The organism is Solibacillus merdavium, assembly GCF_014836935.1.
Lineage (GTDB): Bacteria > Bacillota > Bacilli > Bacillales_A > Planococcaceae > Solibacillus > Solibacillus ferritrahens.
In genome coordinates this window covers 60,442-78,000 of sequence record NZ_JACSPW010000002.1, presented here as the reverse complement: position 1 = coordinate 78,000, position 17,559 = coordinate 60,442, and the positions used below count along the sequence as shown (strand labels likewise).

Annotated in this window: 15 protein-coding genes; 14 read left to right on the top strand and 1 reads right to left on the bottom strand. The window is 37.6% G+C overall.

Annotation, left to right across the window (positions count from 1 at the left end; translation table 11 throughout):
- Positions 1-96: 96 nt before the first annotated feature.
- The 8 genes from H9632_RS03370 to H9632_RS03335 all read left to right on the top strand — a co-directional run bounded on the left by H9632_RS03370 (position 97) and on the right by H9632_RS03335 (position 7,245).
- Positions 97-1,080, top strand: coding sequence for a LysM peptidoglycan-binding domain-containing protein (locus H9632_RS03370; RefSeq protein ID WP_191702709.1), 984 nt, complete (start codon positions 97-99; stop codon positions 1,078-1,080).
- A 50-nt stretch (positions 1,081-1,130) separates the two neighbouring features.
- Positions 1,131-1,913 (top strand): phosphotransferase, encoded by a 783-nt coding sequence (locus H9632_RS03365; RefSeq protein WP_191702708.1) that lies wholly within the window; start codon positions 1,131-1,133, stop codon positions 1,911-1,913.
- A gap of 238 nt (positions 1,914-2,151) precedes the next feature.
- Positions 2,152-2,772: a Holliday junction branch migration protein RuvA gene (gene ruvA / locus H9632_RS03360; RefSeq protein ID WP_191702707.1), complete on the top strand. Its 621-nt coding sequence runs from the start codon at positions 2,152-2,154 to the stop codon at positions 2,770-2,772.
- 16 nt (positions 2,773-2,788) lie between these two features.
- Positions 2,789-3,793 (top strand): Holliday junction branch migration DNA helicase RuvB, encoded by a 1,005-nt coding sequence (ruvB, locus tag H9632_RS03355; RefSeq protein ID WP_191702706.1) that lies wholly within the window; start codon positions 2,789-2,791, stop codon positions 3,791-3,793.
- 15 nt (positions 3,794-3,808) lie between these two features.
- Positions 3,809-4,846, top strand: a complete 1,038-nt coding sequence (gene queA / locus H9632_RS03350; RefSeq protein WP_191702920.1) for a tRNA preQ1(34) S-adenosylmethionine ribosyltransferase-isomerase QueA — start codon at positions 3,809-3,811, stop codon at positions 4,844-4,846.
- 117 nt (positions 4,847-4,963) lie between these two features.
- Complete coding sequence (tgt, locus tag H9632_RS03345; protein WP_191702705.1) at positions 4,964-6,121, top strand: tRNA guanosine(34) transglycosylase Tgt; 1,158 nt, start codon at positions 4,964-4,966, stop codon at positions 6,119-6,121.
- Between the two features lie 122 nt (positions 6,122-6,243).
- The gene (gene yajC, locus H9632_RS03340) at positions 6,244-6,504 is read left to right on the top strand and encodes a preprotein translocase subunit YajC (RefSeq protein ID WP_191702704.1); all 261 of its coding nucleotides are present in this window, start codon (positions 6,244-6,246) and stop codon (positions 6,502-6,504) included.
- A 99-nt stretch (positions 6,505-6,603) separates the two neighbouring features.
- Positions 6,604-7,245 carry a DUF421 domain-containing protein gene (locus H9632_RS03335; protein ID WP_191702703.1) on the top strand — a complete coding sequence of 214 codons (642 nt, stop codon included), beginning with the start codon at positions 6,604-6,606 and terminating at the stop codon, positions 7,243-7,245.
- Here the strand turns inward: H9632_RS03335 and H9632_RS03330 are convergent.
- Positions 7,225-8,727, bottom strand: a complete 1,503-nt coding sequence (locus H9632_RS03330; RefSeq protein ID WP_191702702.1) for a putative polysaccharide biosynthesis protein — start codon at positions 8,725-8,727, stop codon at positions 7,225-7,227. The genes H9632_RS03335 and H9632_RS03330 overlap by 21 nt on opposite strands.
- A gap of 99 nt (positions 8,728-8,826) precedes the next feature.
- Between H9632_RS03330 and H9632_RS03325 the strand changes: the two genes are divergently transcribed.
- The 6 genes from H9632_RS03325 to H9632_RS03300 all read left to right on the top strand — a co-directional run bounded on the left by H9632_RS03325 (position 8,827) and on the right by H9632_RS03300 (position 17,553).
- Entirely contained in the window at positions 8,827-9,135 is a 309-nt protein-coding gene (locus H9632_RS03325) for a post-transcriptional regulator (RefSeq protein WP_191702701.1), read from the top strand.
- 214 nt (positions 9,136-9,349) lie between these two features.
- On the top strand, positions 9,350-11,620 hold the full coding sequence (gene secDF, locus H9632_RS03320; protein WP_191702700.1) for a protein translocase subunit SecDF: 2,271 nt from the start codon (positions 9,350-9,352) through the stop codon (positions 11,618-11,620).
- 110 nt (positions 11,621-11,730) lie between these two features.
- Positions 11,731-12,105 (top strand): LapA family protein, encoded by a 375-nt coding sequence (locus tag H9632_RS03315; protein ID WP_191702699.1) that lies wholly within the window; start codon positions 11,731-11,733, stop codon positions 12,103-12,105.
- Positions 12,106-12,310: 205 nt separating this feature from the next.
- Complete coding sequence (gene recJ, locus H9632_RS03310) at positions 12,311-14,632, top strand: single-stranded-DNA-specific exonuclease RecJ (RefSeq protein ID WP_191702698.1); 2,322 nt, start codon at positions 12,311-12,313, stop codon at positions 14,630-14,632.
- A gap of 16 nt (positions 14,633-14,648) precedes the next feature.
- Complete coding sequence (locus H9632_RS03305) at positions 14,649-15,161, top strand: adenine phosphoribosyltransferase (protein WP_191702697.1); 513 nt, start codon at positions 14,649-14,651, stop codon at positions 15,159-15,161.
- 196 nt (positions 15,162-15,357) lie between these two features.
- Positions 15,358-17,553 carry a RelA/SpoT family protein gene (locus H9632_RS03300; protein ID WP_191702696.1) on the top strand — a complete coding sequence of 732 codons (2,196 nt, stop codon included), beginning with the start codon at positions 15,358-15,360 and terminating at the stop codon, positions 17,551-17,553.
- Positions 17,554-17,559 lie beyond the last annotated feature (6 nt).

Sequence of the window (17,559 nt, the reverse complement as noted above, 5' to 3'; positions counted from 1 at the left end):
ACATTACATCTTATCATAATTATAGTGTACTTACTGTGAACATTGTGGCAATAGCACAATTTATGCATATGCTATTACGAGAAAAGGAGGAAAGATGTGCGCGTTCATATTGTTCAAAAAGGAGATACTTTGTGGAAAATCGCGAAGCAATATGCGATTGGCTTTGAAGATTTAAAGAGATTAAATGCACATTTAGCTAACCCTGATTATATTGTTCCAGGGATGGAAATATATTTACCGGATTCAGTGCATAAAAAAGAAGTGAAACAAGTTGTAAAGGAACAACCAAAACCTGTGAAGGAGCAACCTAAGCCTGTGAAAGAGCAACCTGTTCAAATGCCGGCACCGGCACCAATGCCAACACCAGCACCAATGCCCCAACCACAAAAGCCACTTTGGCAAGGGGACATTTACTTGCAGCCTACTCCTCAGCCAATGCCAATGCCAATGCCGAATTGGCAAACAAATGTTCATGTACAACCAACTTTTGAAAATAATTTTATACCACAACAACCGCAACCCGTCTATATGCCACCGGTAATGCCACAGCCACAGCCACAGCCACAGCCACAGCCACAGCCACAGCAACCAATCTTTATCGAACAACAACCACAGTTTATACATCCGATGCCAATGCCAATGCCTCAAATGCCAGTGTGTCCATCGTGTCATCGAATGCCAATGGAAATGCCGATGCATCAAATGCCAATGCATCAAATGCCGGTATGCCCGTCATGTCATCGAATGCCAATGGAAATGCCAATGCATCAAATGCCGGTGTGCCCATCGTGTCATCGCATGCCAATGGAATCAACAATGTATATGCATCCGCAAATGCAACCATATATGCATATGGAACATCCAATGCATATGCAGATGCAGCCAGTTTATCAAGAAGAGTCTTCAGTAAAAAGAAAACATTGCCCGGATAAGGAGCAATTAGTAAACCATTACTATAACGAAATTGATTATATGATGCATCAACAAAACCCTTGCTGTCACCCACAAATGATGCCTTATCCAGCAAGTATGATGCCTCAAATGCAACCGATGCCACAACCGCCGAAGTCATGTCAATAGTCATAAAAGAAAATTGCTGGAAGTGGGATACACAAAAAGGGTCTTATTTTATGAAGTATTATGAAGATGGATTTATTGCACAAAAAGTGAAAATGATTCATCATGAGCTTGAAAAAATACAATTCCCATATCATATTTCCATTGAAGAAAATGAAGAGCCACATATAATAAAACAGCGGTGGTTTGATGGGAAAAGTGTGGATTATAAGCGTTTTGAACACCAACATTTTGCTATTCATGCGCTCCAAAAGTTACATGAAACAAAAGAACAAATTAATTGGGACGAAACAGGCATGCTTTCATTGTACCGATTGCCGGAGAAGTGGATGAGGCGCTTCGAACGCTTTATTACGAATGAAAGAGAACTAAGACGGTTATTAAAAAATAATTATGATGATTTAGTTAAGCATGCTTCCTATGCGTTAAATTTAATGGCGCAAAGGACTGTACCGTCTGAAAATAAAACAATTCTACATGGGGATGTCGTTCATCATAATGTGATGTTACGTGGTGAAGAAGTAAAGCTTATTGATTTTGATTTAGCTTCTTTAGGAGAAGCATCAGATGAAATTATTTTATGGCTTCATCGGGTAATGCCTCAAACTAAATATGAACTACAGCAGGCAATGAATGATCATCCTTATTTACAGATTGTTCAGCCGAAGCTTCATTATTTAAATTACCCTAATGAAATTTTGAGGGAATGTTTATTTTATCTGAAGTTAAGCGACCGACAAAAAATTGCCTGCTATCCATTCATTCAATCTATTGTGTATGAATGGCTTAAACATAAAGATACTTTAGCAGAACAAATTGAAATTTTGCAAAACTAATTGAGAGTATATAATTCGGTGATACATGTTAAATAATATGATAAACTTAAGGCTGTCTTAGAGGACAGTCTTTTCTTTACGTTTTTAAAATGTAAAATTTAACGAAACTTAAAATCGTATCGGCATTAATTCATGCTAATGTGTGCAAACGATGTTTATCTCGAATGGAAGCAACATACGTTCGGTAACTTACCTCTTTCGTGTGCTATAATAAAGCAAGAAATGTGAGGGATGAACGATGTATGATTATTTAAAAGGACAAGTAACCCGAGTTACACCAGAATATATAGTATTAGAACAGCAGGGCATTGGCTGGATGATCTTTACACCCAATCCATATGCATTCCGTACTTCTGCAAGCGAACAGCAAATATTTGTGTCCCTGCAGGTACGGGAAGACGCTCAAAATCTATATGGCTTCAATAGTTTGGAGCAGCGTGAATTATTTAAAAAACTGATTCAAGTATCAGGCATCGGTCCGAAAGGTGCACTTGCGATTTTAGCAAGTGGGAACCCCACTTCAGTTATACAGGCAATTGAAATGGAGGACGAAGCATTTTTAATCCGCTTCCCGGGAGTAGGTAAAAAAACAGCACGCCAAATGATTTTGGATTTAAAGGGAAAGCTCGATATGCTGCTTGATTCAGTCGAATTACCGAGCGCAGAAAATGAGCTGCCGTTATTTGGTGTAAATCCAAATGAACACGAGCTACAAGAGGCAATGCTTGCTCTTATGGCATTAGGTTATTCCGAAAAGGAATTGGATAAGATTAAACCACAGTTAAGCGAAGATGAGAATTTAATGACGACAGATGCCTATATTAAGCAGGCGTTAAAGTTATTGTTGAAATTGAAATAAAAAGGAGTGAGAAAACATGTCAGACCGTGTACTTTCAGGTGAAGCAACAGATGCTGAAGAGCAATTTGAGCTTTCTTTAAGACCGCAGCGTTTAGTGCAATACATAGGTCAAGATAAAGTGAAGGAAAACCTTAAAATATTTATCGAAGCCGCTAAGCTACGTCAGGAAAGTCTTGACCATGTTCTCCTTTATGGTCCACCAGGTTTAGGGAAGACAACATTAGCCGTCGTCATCGCAAATGAAATGAATGTAAACGTAAAGATGACAAGTGGCCCGGCGATTGAGCGACCAGGGGATTTAGCAGCAATTTTAAGTTCTTTGGAAGCTGGAGACGTGCTTTTTATTGATGAAATTCATCGTTTGCCACGTGCGATTGAGGAAGTACTTTATTCTGCAATGGAGGATTTCTGTTTGGATATTGTTGTCGGAAAAGGTCCTGAAGCACGTTCAATTCGATTAGAGTTGCCACCATTTACACTTGTAGGTGCGACGACACGGGCAGGAGCTCTATCTGCACCGCTTCGTGATCGTTTTGGTGTTTTGGCGAGACTGGAATATTATGATGAACAGTCGCTAGCGGAAATTGTCATTCGATCGGGCGAATTGTTTGGGGTTGCATTAAATGAACAAGCAGCCTATGAAATTGCAAGACGTGCCCGTGGAACCCCGCGTATAGCAAATCGTTTATTAAAAAGAGTTCGCGATTATGCACAAGTATTAGCGGATGGCGTTGTTTCGCACAATTTGGCGAAGCAAGCATTAGAGCTGCTACAAGTTGATCCAAGAGGGCTTGACCATATCGATCATAAACTGATGCAGTCTATGATTGAACGTTTCGGTGGTGGTCCAGTAGGGTTAGATGCGCTAGCAGCATCCATCGGAGAAGAAAGAATTACAATTGAGGATGTGTATGAGCCGTTTTTATTGCAAATTGGCTTTATTCAACGTACACCACGTGGTCGGATAGCGACAAATTTATGCTACGACCATTTCGGTTATCCACCGGCACAAAAAGAATAGAAGGAAGTAATGAACGTGAAAGTAGAAGATTTTGATTTTCATTTACCAGAAGAATTAATTGCCCAAACACCATTATTGGACCGTACAGCAAGTCGCTTAATGGTCGTTAACCCAAACTCTTTGGAAGTAGAGCATCATACATTTGCTCATATTTTAAATGAATTACAGGCAGGGGATTGCCTCGTATTGAATGATACACGAGTGCTACCAGCTCGGTTAATGGGGACTAAAGCAGACACAGGGGCCAATATAGAGCTATTACTATTAAAGCAAACAAATGAAGATGAATGGGAAACGCTAGTTAAACCTGCAAAGCGTGTAAAGGTCGGGACGACGGTTACATTTGGCGATGGACTGTTGACTGCCACATGTACAGGTGAATTGGAACATGGCGGACGTACATTTAAATTTACGTATGATGGAATTTTTTATGAAATCCTGGATAAACTAGGTGAAATGCCTTTACCACCATATATTCGTGAAAAATTAGATGACCAGGACCGTTATCAGACGGTTTTTGCAAAAGAGCGTGGATCTGCAGCAGCACCGACAGCCGGATTACATTTTACCGAGCCTTTACTTGAAGCAATTAAAGTAAAAGGCGTAGAAATCGTGTTCATTACATTACATGTGGGACTAGGTACATTCCGTCCTGTAAGTGTCGATTCTATTGAAGACCATGATATGCATTCAGAATTTTATAGTGTATCGGAACAAGCTGCTACTGCAATTGAGCGTGTGAAACAAGCAGGAGGGAAAGTCATTTCGGTAGGGACTACTTCTACTCGTACCCTCGAAACAGTTGCATCAAAAAATGAAGGGAAAATTGTCGCATCACAAGGGTGGACAAATATTTTCATTTATCCAGGCTATGAATATAAAGCAATTGACGGACTTATTACTAATTTCCATTTACCGAAGTCAACATTAGTCATGCTAGTCAGTGCACTTGCTACGAAAGAAACAATTATGAATGCCTACGAAAAAGCAGTTGAAGAAAAGTACCGATTCTTTAGCTTTGGGGATGCAATGTTCATTCGTCCAGTGAAGTAATTTGCAATTCAGGTAACATATCGATACAATTATTATTTGTGTGCACCTACTACAACAGTGGTAGGTGTTTTCATTCGAAGTAGTGTTCTTACTTTAGAAACGAGAGGATTTTTAAATATGACAGAAACAACAAAACAATTACCAATTCGATACGAATTAATTAAAACTTGTGCCCAAACGGGTGCCCGTTTAGGGATTGTGCATACACCACATGGTTCTTTTGAAACACCAACATTTATGCCTGTTGGTACACAAGCTACCGTGAAAGCGATGAGTCCTGAAGAATTAAAAGAAATGAATGCAGGAATCATTCTATCTAATACGTACCATTTATGGCTTCGTCCAGGAAATGATATTGTAAAAGAAGCGGGTGGCTTACACAAATTCATGAACTGGGACCGTCCTATTTTAACAGATTCAGGTGGCTTCCAAGTATTCTCTTTATCAAAGTTCCGTAAAATTGAAGAAGAAGGCGTATATTTCCGTAACCACTTAAATGGAGACAAGCTGTTTTTATCTCCGGAAAAGGCAATGGAAATCCAAAATGACCTAGGTTCAGATATTATGATGGCATTTGACGAGTGCCCACCTTTCCCGGCGACATACGAGTATATGGAAGCATCAGTTGATCGTACAACACGTTGGGCTAAGCGCTGTAAAGAAGCACATGCACGTCCAGACGAGCAAGGGCTATTTGGTATTATTCAAGGTGGGGAATATGAAGAGCTGCGCCGTAAATCTGCTGAAGCATTAGTAGAGCTTGATTTCCCAGGTTATGCAATCGGTGGTTTATCTGTTGGTGAGCCAAAAGATATTATGAATAAAGTATTAGACTTTACTGCACCGATGATGCCGGCTAACAAACCACGCTATTTAATGGGGGTTGGTTCACCAGACTCTCTAATTGATGGGGCAATGCGCGGAATCGATATGTTTGACTGTGTACTGCCAACACGTATTGCACGTAACGGTACACTTATGACTTCTGAAGGGCGTATGGTCATCAAAAATGCAAAATATGCAAAAGACTTTACACCAATTGATGAAAATTGCGATTGCTACACGTGTAAAAACTATACGCGTGCATATGTACGCCATTTATTACGTACGGAAGAAACATTTGGCTTACGTTTAACGTCGTACCATAATTTACGCTTCTTAATTAAATTAATGGAAGATGTACGCCAAGCGATTCGTGAAGATCGACTAGGTGATTTTAAAGAGGAATTCTTCGAAAAATATGGCTATAATAAACCAAATGCTAAAAACTTCTAAATTAATATAAAATCCATTCATGTAAATGAGTTTTTTTATAAAAGATTTGAGTTTTTTTACGCAAAAACTAGCGGTTCTGTACTATACTATGAAAGTGAGAAATAGAAAGGGGGTATATGAGAATGGAAGGTTTAGTACAATTTTTACCAATTATCGTAATGTTCGTTGCGATGTGGTTCATTTTAATTCGTCCAGCACAAAAACGTCAAAAGGCAACAACGGCAATGCAAAATAGCTTAAAACGTGGTGATAGAGTTGTCACTGTAGGTGGTTTACACGGAGAAGTTGATGCAATTGAAGATACAGTTGTTTACTTGTTAGTTGACGGGAATACACGTATGAAATTTGAGCGCCAAGCAATTGGTCGTGTAGAATCAGTTTAAACGAATGAAAAAGCTTGCGGAAATATTAAATTCCCGCAAGCTTTTTGTATCTTTCCTACATTTTTGTACAAGCTAAAATGTAAGAAAGAGGTGAGCGAATTGAATGATTATATGATTATTATTATACGTACAGTTCTTTTGTATATTATTTTACTTGTAGTATTTCGACTTATGGGCAAACGTGAAGTTGGTGAGCTAAGCATTGTTGATTTGGCGATTTTTGTATTGATGGCTGAAGTTGCTGCACTTGCACTAGATGACATACATAGAGAGTTTTCAAAAGCCATATTGCCGATTATTTTATTGTTTTTAATTCAGTATTTAAACTCTTGGTCTATATTAAAAAATAAACGATTACGTGACTTTATAGAAGGTGATCCTACCATGGTCATTAGAGATGGCTGGATTTGCGAGTCGGAAATGAAAAAACAGCGTTATAACTTGGATGATCTACTCCAGCAGCTTCGCGAGCAGGGAGTCTGCTCTGTACAAGAAGTGTCCTTTGCATTTTTGGAACAGTCCGGTAAATTATCAGTTTATAAAAAAGAGCAAGGTAAATTTATTTTGCCATTAATACTTGATGGTTATGTTGATAAACGACATTTAAAAATATTAGGAAAAGATGAAGATTGGCTAGTAAATGAATTATTAGTCAATGGTTATCCTAATATAAGGGATATTTTTTACTGTACGTATGAAAATGAAAAGTGGTTTGTCCAATTACGAGCGAGAAAAAATTGATCGGATGTACTGGAAATCATTAATTCGGATTTGTTTTGTGATGAATAGTAACAATATTACGAAGCCAATAGTAACGAAACAACTTGCAATTATCGGTATACCTTTCGTGAACAATGGCAGAACAATGCAAGTAATGATGAAAATGCAGTATGGCAGGAAAAAGAATCTAAAGCCAACATTGATTTTCTTCTGTTGCTTAATGGATGCAATATGCAGGAATGATGTGATTAATACACCAAAACCAATGGCGATAATTGCCCCTTTTTCCTGAATGGATGGCTGTGATGCCAGGAAAAAAAGAATGAAAAGTTTTCCAATACCACCATAGATAGAATTCATCATGGCAGCCTGAGCTTCATCAATTGCTTGTAAAATTGAATGGAGTGGACTTTGGATATAGTAAAAGTAAAAAATTGGCGCTAATATTTTCATATATCCGCGGTTTTCTTCTAAATGAAAAAGTAACATCGTGAGTTCGTCCCCATGCAAAAAGAATACTGATGCCGCTAAACAGCCAATTAATGAAGATAGCCGTAATGAATGGGTCACTCGTTTATTCACCAAAGTGTAATTGCTGCTGGCCATCGCACTACTTACTGCAGGGATAAGGACAATAGCCAGTGCTGCTGGAATAAATGCAGGGAAAAGAAGCAACGGTATATGAACGCCCGAAATAATCCCATAAAGTGTTGTAGCAGCACCTGCAGCTAAGCCCGAAACAGTTAGAGCTTTCAGGAAAATAATTGGCTCTAAAAACCATGTAAATGTTCCGAATAATTTACTGCCTGCTGATGGAAGTGCAATATTAAAAATTGGTTTTGCGAACGATCCGCTACTGTTGCCTTTTTTAAATGTTTTGCTGGACCTTTTATAGAAGTATGCCAAAAATATTAAAGAAAAAATCTCACCTATTGCTGTTATACCCATAGCTGCAGCTGCAGTTACTGCAGGTGATTCATAAATAAAGTATGGCAGCAACACAACAATAAGACCGATACGTACGAGCTGTTCAAGTAGCTGTGCCCATGCAGTCGGCGCAATTTTAGCTAAACCTTGCAAATATGCTTTTATTAAGCTTGAAAATACAACGATTGGAATTGTGAAAAGGCTAATATAAAGTGTGAAAATCAAATTTTCATTATGTAAAAGCACTTTCGCAATATACGGGATAATAAAATAAACGAACGGACTAAATAAAATAATGGAAATAGCAGAAATTTTAATAGCTGTTTTCATAATCGTCGAGACATGTTCAACTTTTCGTTTTGCGAAGTATTCCGCAATTAGCTTAGAAATTGCAATGGGAATACCTAATTGAATAAGAGAAATGAAAAAAATAAACGTTGGATAAGCAGTCATATATAGCCCTACTGCCTCTTCTCCCGCAATACGCATAAACTGCATTCTGTAAATAAACCCAAGACATTTAGATATGAATATGACAAACATTAAAAATAATGTTCCTTTTAAAAATGAGCCCAAATAACTTCAATATTCTCCCTTCTCATTTTAATTTCATTCAGATACAATAAAGTATGCAATACTAATCGCAGTTAAAACCTAAGTATAGGAGTGATCGAAATGCAAATTCCATTTTCCAGTCTTTATGAAAAAGTTCAACTTATATTAACGAACAAAATTGAGGAATTCCATTACTATGGATATGATGCTCTAACAGAACAGGATTTATGGAAATATTGTGTCGACAAAGTTTGGCGCAAACAAGATGTGCAGAACTTACGATTACATGAGTTAACGTCTGGCATTTTTGGCACTACTGCTTCAGAAGTACTAAACTATGTGCAAATGAGCGATTTTAAACGTAATGAATTAAAGTTAAAGCTCTCGGAAGAAGAGATTCATGGATTATTCCATCCGCTTAAGGAATAGGGGTAAAACATAGAGAATAATAAAGTAAATTATCTAGTAATAATTTGACAGTTTCCACAAGCTGTTTCATAATGAGAGTGTTGCGCTTTTTAAAGTATCGATGTTATTTTTAAAAAGCAATAAAAAATTTGTGATATAGATACATAGATTTTTGTAGTTATTTTTACGTTTTACATCACAGTGCTTTTCTTGTGATATTGAGGAGGATTTTTTAATGAAATTAGCAAACCGTATCATTACGTTTATTCTTGTCGTAGCATTGCTATTTACAGGAATGGGCACAACGGTAGAGAAGGTTTTAAACGACGTAAAGCTTGGTTTGGACCTTCAAGGTGGATTTGAAGTACTGTATAAAGTGGAATCTCTTGTGGATGGACAAAAGATTACACAAAGTGTATTGGCAGATACAACATCAGCATTAAACAATCGTATTAATGAATTTGGGGTTAGTGAGCCAAGCATTCAAATTGAAGGAGAAGACCGAATTCGTGTACAGCTTGCAGGTCTAGCAGATCAGGCATCTGCACGTGAATTACTGTCTAGTACAGCGAATTTAACATTCCGTGATGTAAACGACAATATTTTATTGGATGGTACAGATTTAAAGGAAGGTGGCGCTAAACCGTCATTTGACCAACAGAACCAGCCAATCGTAACTTTAACATTGAAAGACGCGGCAAAATTTGCGGAAGTGACGCAACAAGTCATGGGCATGGCGCCGAATAACTTATTAGTTGTTTGGTTGGACTTTGAAGAAGGTGTAGACTCTTACGCCGAAGAAAGTAAAAAGCCATCTAATGAACAAAAATTCGTTTCTGCAGCAACTGTTTCTCAAGTTTTAAATACAACAGATGTTATGATTTCAGGTAAATTCACTGTAGACGAAACGAAAAACTTTGCGTCTATATTAAATGCTGGTTCTTTACCTGTTAAGTTAACGGAAATTTATTCGACATCGGTTGGGGCACAGTTCGGTGAAGATGCTTTAAATGATACAGTGTTTGCAGGGGTTGTCGGCGTACTGTTAATCTTCCTGTTCATGCTGCTATACTACCGTTTACCAGGTTTTATCTCAATTATTACATTATCGGTATTCACATATTTAGTGTTAATCGTCTTTAATGGTATTAATGCCGTATTAACATTACCGGGCATTGCCGCGATTGTATTAGGTATCGGTATGGCTGTAGATGCAAACATTTTAACAGCAGAGCGTATTCGAGAAGAATTACGAGTAGGTCATTCTGTAAAAGATGCATTCAAAATTGGTTCTAAACAATCTTTATCAGCGATTATCGATGCACAATTGACAACTTTACTTGCTGCAGTTGTATTATTCTACTACGGTACAAGTTCAGTTAAAGGTTTTGCAACAACGTTAATTATTTCAATTTTATTATCCTTTATTACAGCTGTATGGGGTTCTCGTATATTGCAGGGACTGCTTGTAAATAGCGGTTACTTTAATAACCCAGCATGGTTTGGAATTAGCAGATCAAAACAACATTCACTTGATGAAGAGATTACTTCATTGGATTTAACAACGAAATTCGATAGACTTGATTTCGTTGGAAATCGTAAAAAGTTTTATGCTATTTCGACACTTATTTTAGTTGTCGGTATAGTTGTACTTGGTGTATTTAAGCTGAATTTAGGGATTGACTTCTCAAGTGGTACACGTGTTGAAGTTCGTTCTGATACAGTGTTAACGCAGGAAGAAGTTGTAGATTATTTAGATGAAATAGGCTATGAAAACAAAGATGTAGTAATTTCAGGAGATGACCAGAAAATTGCCGTAATGCGTTATAAAGATGACTTCTCTCAACAAGAAGTACTTGATTTTAAAGCGCAAATAATTGAGAAGTACGGACTTGAGCCGAGCTTAAGTACGGTATCAGCTACAGTCGGAAAAGAACTGGCAAAAAATGCCATGTATGCATTAGCATTGGCTGCATTAGGAATTATCATTTATGTAGCGATTCGCTTTGAATGGCGTATGGGTCTTGGTGCCATAGTTTCATTACTGCATGATGTATTCTTTATTGTTGTGATTTTCAGTATGCTACGTTTGGAAGTAGATATTACATTTATCGCAGCTGTATTAACAATTGTTGGTTATTCAATAAACGATACGATAGTAACATTTGACCGTATTCGTGAGAATATTGACCGTCACGAAAAAATTACGTCAAAAGAAGAGCTGGCACTGATTGTCAACAAGTCTCTTCGTCAAACGATGGGACGTTCTGTCAATACTGTATTAACAGTTATTGTTGTTGTAGTGGCACTTATTTTCCTAGGTGCACCATCAATTCAAAACTTCTCGATTGCGTTATTAATCGGTTTAGTTACAGGTATCTATTCTTCAATCTGTATCGCTGCACAAGTGTGGTATTCACTGAAATGCCGCGAAATGGACAAAAAAGGTACATCTGTAGTGAAAAAAGAGAAAAAACAATGGGGTTCAGACGAGCCTCAAGTATAATAGTGATAAAAGCATGCATTTTGTTGGTAAACAAATTGCATGCTTTTTGTTTAGGTAAAAAAGAAAAAAGGAATAACCAATAATGAATAAACATTCGAAGGGGGCATTTCATGAAAATACAATGGACATTTGTTATTGGTCTAATCTTTGCTATTATTGTCGCTGTTTTTGCAACTGTAAATGTAGAGAGTGTCCCAGTAAACTATGTTTTTGGAGAAGCAAGCTGGCCTTTAATTTTGGTCATTTTAGGCTCAGTGTTAATCGGATTCATTATTAGTTTTTGCTTCTCAACATTTCGTATGTTGAACAGTAAACGTGAAACAAAAATAGTAAAAAGGGAATTGGAAAATACACGGGTATTGCTAAATGAAAAAGATTCCGAGATTTTACGATTAAAGGCCGAGCTGCGTAAGAACGAAGCACACAGATTAGCAGTGGAGGAAATTCCAGATGATTATGAGACAAACAAAGATGGGACTAAATAACGGGGTGTTTCCTAAAAATGCTATCTAAAAAAGTAATCGACTTTTTAGAGAGCATTTTTTAATTTGCCGGATTTAGAGCGTATAAGCAAATAATCTTGAATTTATTTCTACTAAATCCTATAGTAGAAAGGTGTTTTCCTAAATTACCTTTAGGAAACAATCATATTTTTCGGTATAATGTACTGCATGAGGAAGTGAAATTTACATGATACAGTCGCAAAAAGTTTGGGAAATAGAAGTACAAGATGAACAACTTATAAAACAACTAAGTGCACAATTAAATATTTCATCAATCGCAGCAAAAATTTTAATTGCAAGAGGCTGTGAAAATCCAGAGCAAGCCGCCTCCTTACTAAAAATTGATGAAAGTCAGTACCATGATCCTTATTTAATGGCGGGGATGGAAGAGGCTATTACCCGCATTGAAGAAGCATTAGAGAATGGGGAAAAGATTTTAGTATATGGTGATTATGACGCGGACGGAATTACAAGTACAACCGTTTTATTAAATGCTCTACTTGATATAGGAGCAGACGTGAGCTTTGTTATTCCTGATCGTTTTATCCATGGATATGGTCCAAATGAAGAACTTTTCCGAAAAGCACATGAAGATGGCGTAAATTTAATTATTACTGTCGATAATGGTATTAGTGGTATCGAACAAGTTAAGTTGGCACGGGAGCTAGGGATGGACGTTATCATTACGGACCACCATGAGCCGGGAGATGTATTGCCGGACGCAAATGTCATTATTCATCCACGTATACCACAAGGACATTATCCGTTTGGAGAGCTTGCAGGAGTGGGAGTGGCTTTTAAGTTAGCGCATGCTTTATATGGCGAGTTACCCGACCATTTATTTGAATATGTCGCAATTGGGACGATTGCCGATTTAGTTCCTCTTGTTGGAGAAAACCGCTATTTGGTACAGCGAGGTCTACAAGCATTGCAACAGTCCGCAAACCCATGGGTGAAAGCGATTTGCGATGCCTCAGGTGCCAATCAAAGAGAGATTAATGAAGAAACAGTTGGGTTCTATTTTGGCCCGAGGTTAAATGCGATCGGTCGGTTAGGAAGTGCCGAGCCGGGTGTACATTTTTTAATGAGTGAAGATCAGCTCCAAGCCAATGACCTTGCAAAGCAGTTAAATGACAAAAACACCGAACGGAAAAAAATAGTTGAGGAAATTGCCAATGAAGCTATTTCAATGATTGAGAATAATGATGACTTAAAACAATCGCTAGTTTTAGTAGTTGCTGGGGAAGGCTGGAACCCGGGGGTTGTTGGAATCGTAGCCTCCCGATTAGTGGAAAAATATTATCGTCCGACAATTGTTCTTTCCAATAATCATGAAAAAGGAATTGCAAAAGGTTCAGCCCGCAGTATCGAAGGATTCCATTTATACAATGAACTGGCAAAAAATCGTGATATTTTGCCTCATTTCGGGGGACATCCGATGGCAGCAGGCATGACATTACCAATTGAACATGTCGAAGCTTTGCGTACAAGGTTAAATGAGCAGGCAAAAGCGTGTTTATCGGAGGAACAACTTGTACAAAGACTGCAAATTGATGTTCCGATTGATTTAAGTGAAATTACAGTTGATGCAATTCAGGAAATCCGTCAATTAGCGCCTTTTGGAACGGAATTTCCGAAACCGATTTTTGCTATTCAAAATGTGAAGGCAAAGTCACTTAGAAAAATTGGTTCAGCTGAAAACCATTTGAAGATGGAATTGGAGGATGCTTACCATTCATTAGATGCAATTGGTTTTAATAAAGGCTATTTACATGAAGAAATTTCTTATGGCATCGCTTTATCTCTAGTAGGGGATTTACAAATTAATGAATGGCAAGGAAATAAAAAGCCGCAATTTATGGTTCAGGATGTACGTATAGATGAGTGGCAACTATATGATTACCGCGGAAAAAGTCAAACAAGCAATTGGGTAGCAAAAGTTAATATTGAAAAAACCGATTTTATTGCATTTACTAAACAGACAAAGGATCATTTTGAACAAGCGATTCCAAAAGAGATTATACACTTAACAGACGAGGTAAATCCTTTAACGCTTCGTAAAAATATTGTTTTGCTTGATTTACCTGGGAATTTTTCGCTGTTGGAAAAATTGTTGCACAAAGTACAGATTGAGCGTATTTATGCACATTTCCATACGGATCAATCGGCTTATATGAACGGAATGCCAACACGGGATCATTTCAAATGGTACTATGGTTTTTTAAAAAAACGTCCTGCATTTAACTTAAATGAACATATTGAGAAATTGTCGCAACATATTGGCCTAAATATGGAAGTAATTAAATTTATGACAACAGTGTTTTTTGAGCTAGGATTTGTTACAATAGAGAATGGTCTGACGACAGTAAATGAAAATGTACCAAAACAAGCATTGTCAGAAGCCCCGTCATATAAAATGCGTACACAACAGATCGAGCTTGAGCAGAAGCTGGTATATGCTACATACAGCGAGCTTAAACAATGGTTTAATGAACGATTGAGTTCTTGAGGAGGACATAGGAAGAATGGATTTAAAACAATACGTAACAACAGTTGAAAATTGGCCGAAAGAAGGCATCAGCTTTAAAGATATTACAACAATCATGGATAATGGTCCTGCATATAAATATGCGACAGATGAAATTGTTAAATATGCAAAAGAAGTTGGCGCAGAAATTATTGTAGGTCCAGAAGCGCGCGGATTTATTATCGGTTGTCCGGTTGCATATGCACTAGAAATCGGTTTTGCACCAGTACGTAAACCAGGGAAATTACCACGTGAAGTAATTTCTGCAGATTATGGTTTAGAATACGGAACAGATACTTTAACAATGCATAATGATGCTGTAAAGCCAGGTCAAAAAGTTTTAATCTGTGATGATTTACTTGCAACAGGCGGTACAGTGGAAGCAACAGTACGCTTAATTGAGCAGTTAGGCGGCGAGGTAGTAGGCGCTGCATTCATTATAGAGCTTACAGAATTAAAAGGACGTAACAAAATCGGCACTGTTCCGATTAAAACTTTAATTCAATATTAATTTATCATCCAACTATCTCGCATGTTTATGTGAGATAGTTTTTTTTTGAAATTATTACTAGCCACTGTCACAATAATTCTACAAATTTCGACTTTCTATAAACTAAATGAACGCGTGTCTTTACATTTAGTAGCTATCTTTTATACAATTGAAGTTATACTTATTGCGAAAATTAAAAGAACAGGTGGACTAATTGATGGCGAAAGAACAAATATTGGCGCCCGAAGATGTTTTCGAGCTCGTCAAATCTTATATGAATGAAGAACATGTTGCCTTTGTTGTAAAAGCATATGAGGTAGCGAAAGAAGCACATAAGGAGCAGTTCCGGAGCTCTGGAGAACCATATATTATTCACCCAGTACAAGTAGCAGGTATTTTGGCAGAACTGCAAATGGATCCTGAAACAGTTTCCGCTGGATTTTTACATGATGTCGTAGAAGATACGGACGTAACACGTGAAGATTTAGTGAATGAATTTAGTGAAGAAGTTGCCAAGCTTGTAGATGGTGTAACGAAGCTTGGAAAAATTAAATATATGTCAAAAGAAGAGCAACAGGCAGAAAACCATCGTAAAATGTTCGTCGCTATGGCTCAGGACATACGTGTCATTTTAATCAAACTGGCAGACCGTTTACACAATATGCGGACATTGAAACATTTGCCGGCTGAAAAACAGCGTCGCATTTCACAGGAAACACTGGAGATTTTTGCCCCGTTAGCGCACCGTTTAGGAATTTCGAAAGTGAAGTGGGAACTGGAGGATACGGCATTACGCTATTTAAATCCACAGCAATATTATCGAATTGTTAGTTTAATGAAGAAAAAGCGTGATGAGCGCGAAGCCTATTTAGATAATGTAATGGACGAGATCAATTCTCAGCTTCAGGAAGTTGAAATTGAGGCGGATGTTTATGGTCGTCCCAAACATTTATATAGCATCTATCGGAAAATGGTTCTTCAAAAAAAGCAATTCAATGAAATTTACGATTTGTTGGCTGTAAGAATTTTGGTCGATAGTATTAAAGACTGTTATGCAGTTATTGGAATTATCCATACATTATGGAAGCCGATGCCTGGCCGTTTTAAAGATTATATTGCGATGCCAAAGCAAAACTTATATCAATCTTTGCATACAACGGTTATTGGTCCATATGGTGACCCGCTGGAAGTGCAGATTCGTACGAAAGAAATGCATAAAATTGCTGAATTCGGTATCGCGGCACATTGGGCATACAAAGAAGGCAAAACAGTCGAGCGTAGTACGGAAAATATTGACCAAAAGTTAACATGGTTCCGTGAAATCTTGGAATTCCAGAATGAATCTTCAAATGCAGCGGAATTTATGGAATCATTAAAATTTGATTTATTTTCAGACATGGTTTACGTATTCTCGCCATTGGGGGATGTTATCGAACTTCCAGCGGGATCTGTCCCAATCGATTTTGCGTATCGTGTGCATTCAGAAGTTGGAAATAAAACAATCGGTGCAAAAGTAAACGGCAAAATGGTACCGCTTGATACCCCATTAAAAACAGGGGATATTGTTGAAGTTTTAACATCAAAACAATCATTTGGGCCAAGCCGTGACTGGATTAAAATTGCACAAAGTTCACAAGCGAAAAATAAAATTAAACAGTTCTTCAAAAAGCATGTTCGTGAAGAAAGTGTTATTAAAGGTAAAGAGCTTGTAGATAAAGAAATAAAAGCACAAGAGTTTGATATGAAGGAAGTACTGACACCTGAAAATATTAAACGCGTTATTGATAAATTCAACTATACACATGAAGAGGATTTATATGCAGCTGTTGGTGTCGGTGGCATTACGGCACAGCAAATCGTCAATCGTTTAGCTGAAAAGATGCGAAAAGAGCGTGAACAGGAAGAGGCGCTTGAAAAAATCGTTAAAAGCATGAACAATCCTACACCTAAAAAACGTACTGAATCAGGTGTTATTGTTAAAGGCATTGACAATTTACTGATTCGCCTCTCACGCTGCTGTACGCCGGTTCCAGGTGATGATATTGTCGGGTTTATAACAAAAGGTAGAGGTGTATCGGTACACCGAGCCGACTGTCCAAACATTCAGGAAGATGGAAATTTAGAGCGTCTTATTGAAGTGGAGTGGGAAAATGACGGCACACAAATACGTAAAGATTATCCAGTAGATATCGAGATTTCCGCTTTTGATCGTCCTGGTATTTTAAATGATGTGATGCACGCAGTAAGTGAAGCAAAAACGAATATTTTAGCAGTTACAGGTAGAGCTGATCGTGAAAAGATTGCAACGATTCATTTAACAATTGCAATTTCAAATATTTCAGGACTTCATAGAGTAGTTGAGAAAATTAAGCAGCTACCGGATATTTATTCGGTACAACGTGTAATTAATTAATAGATA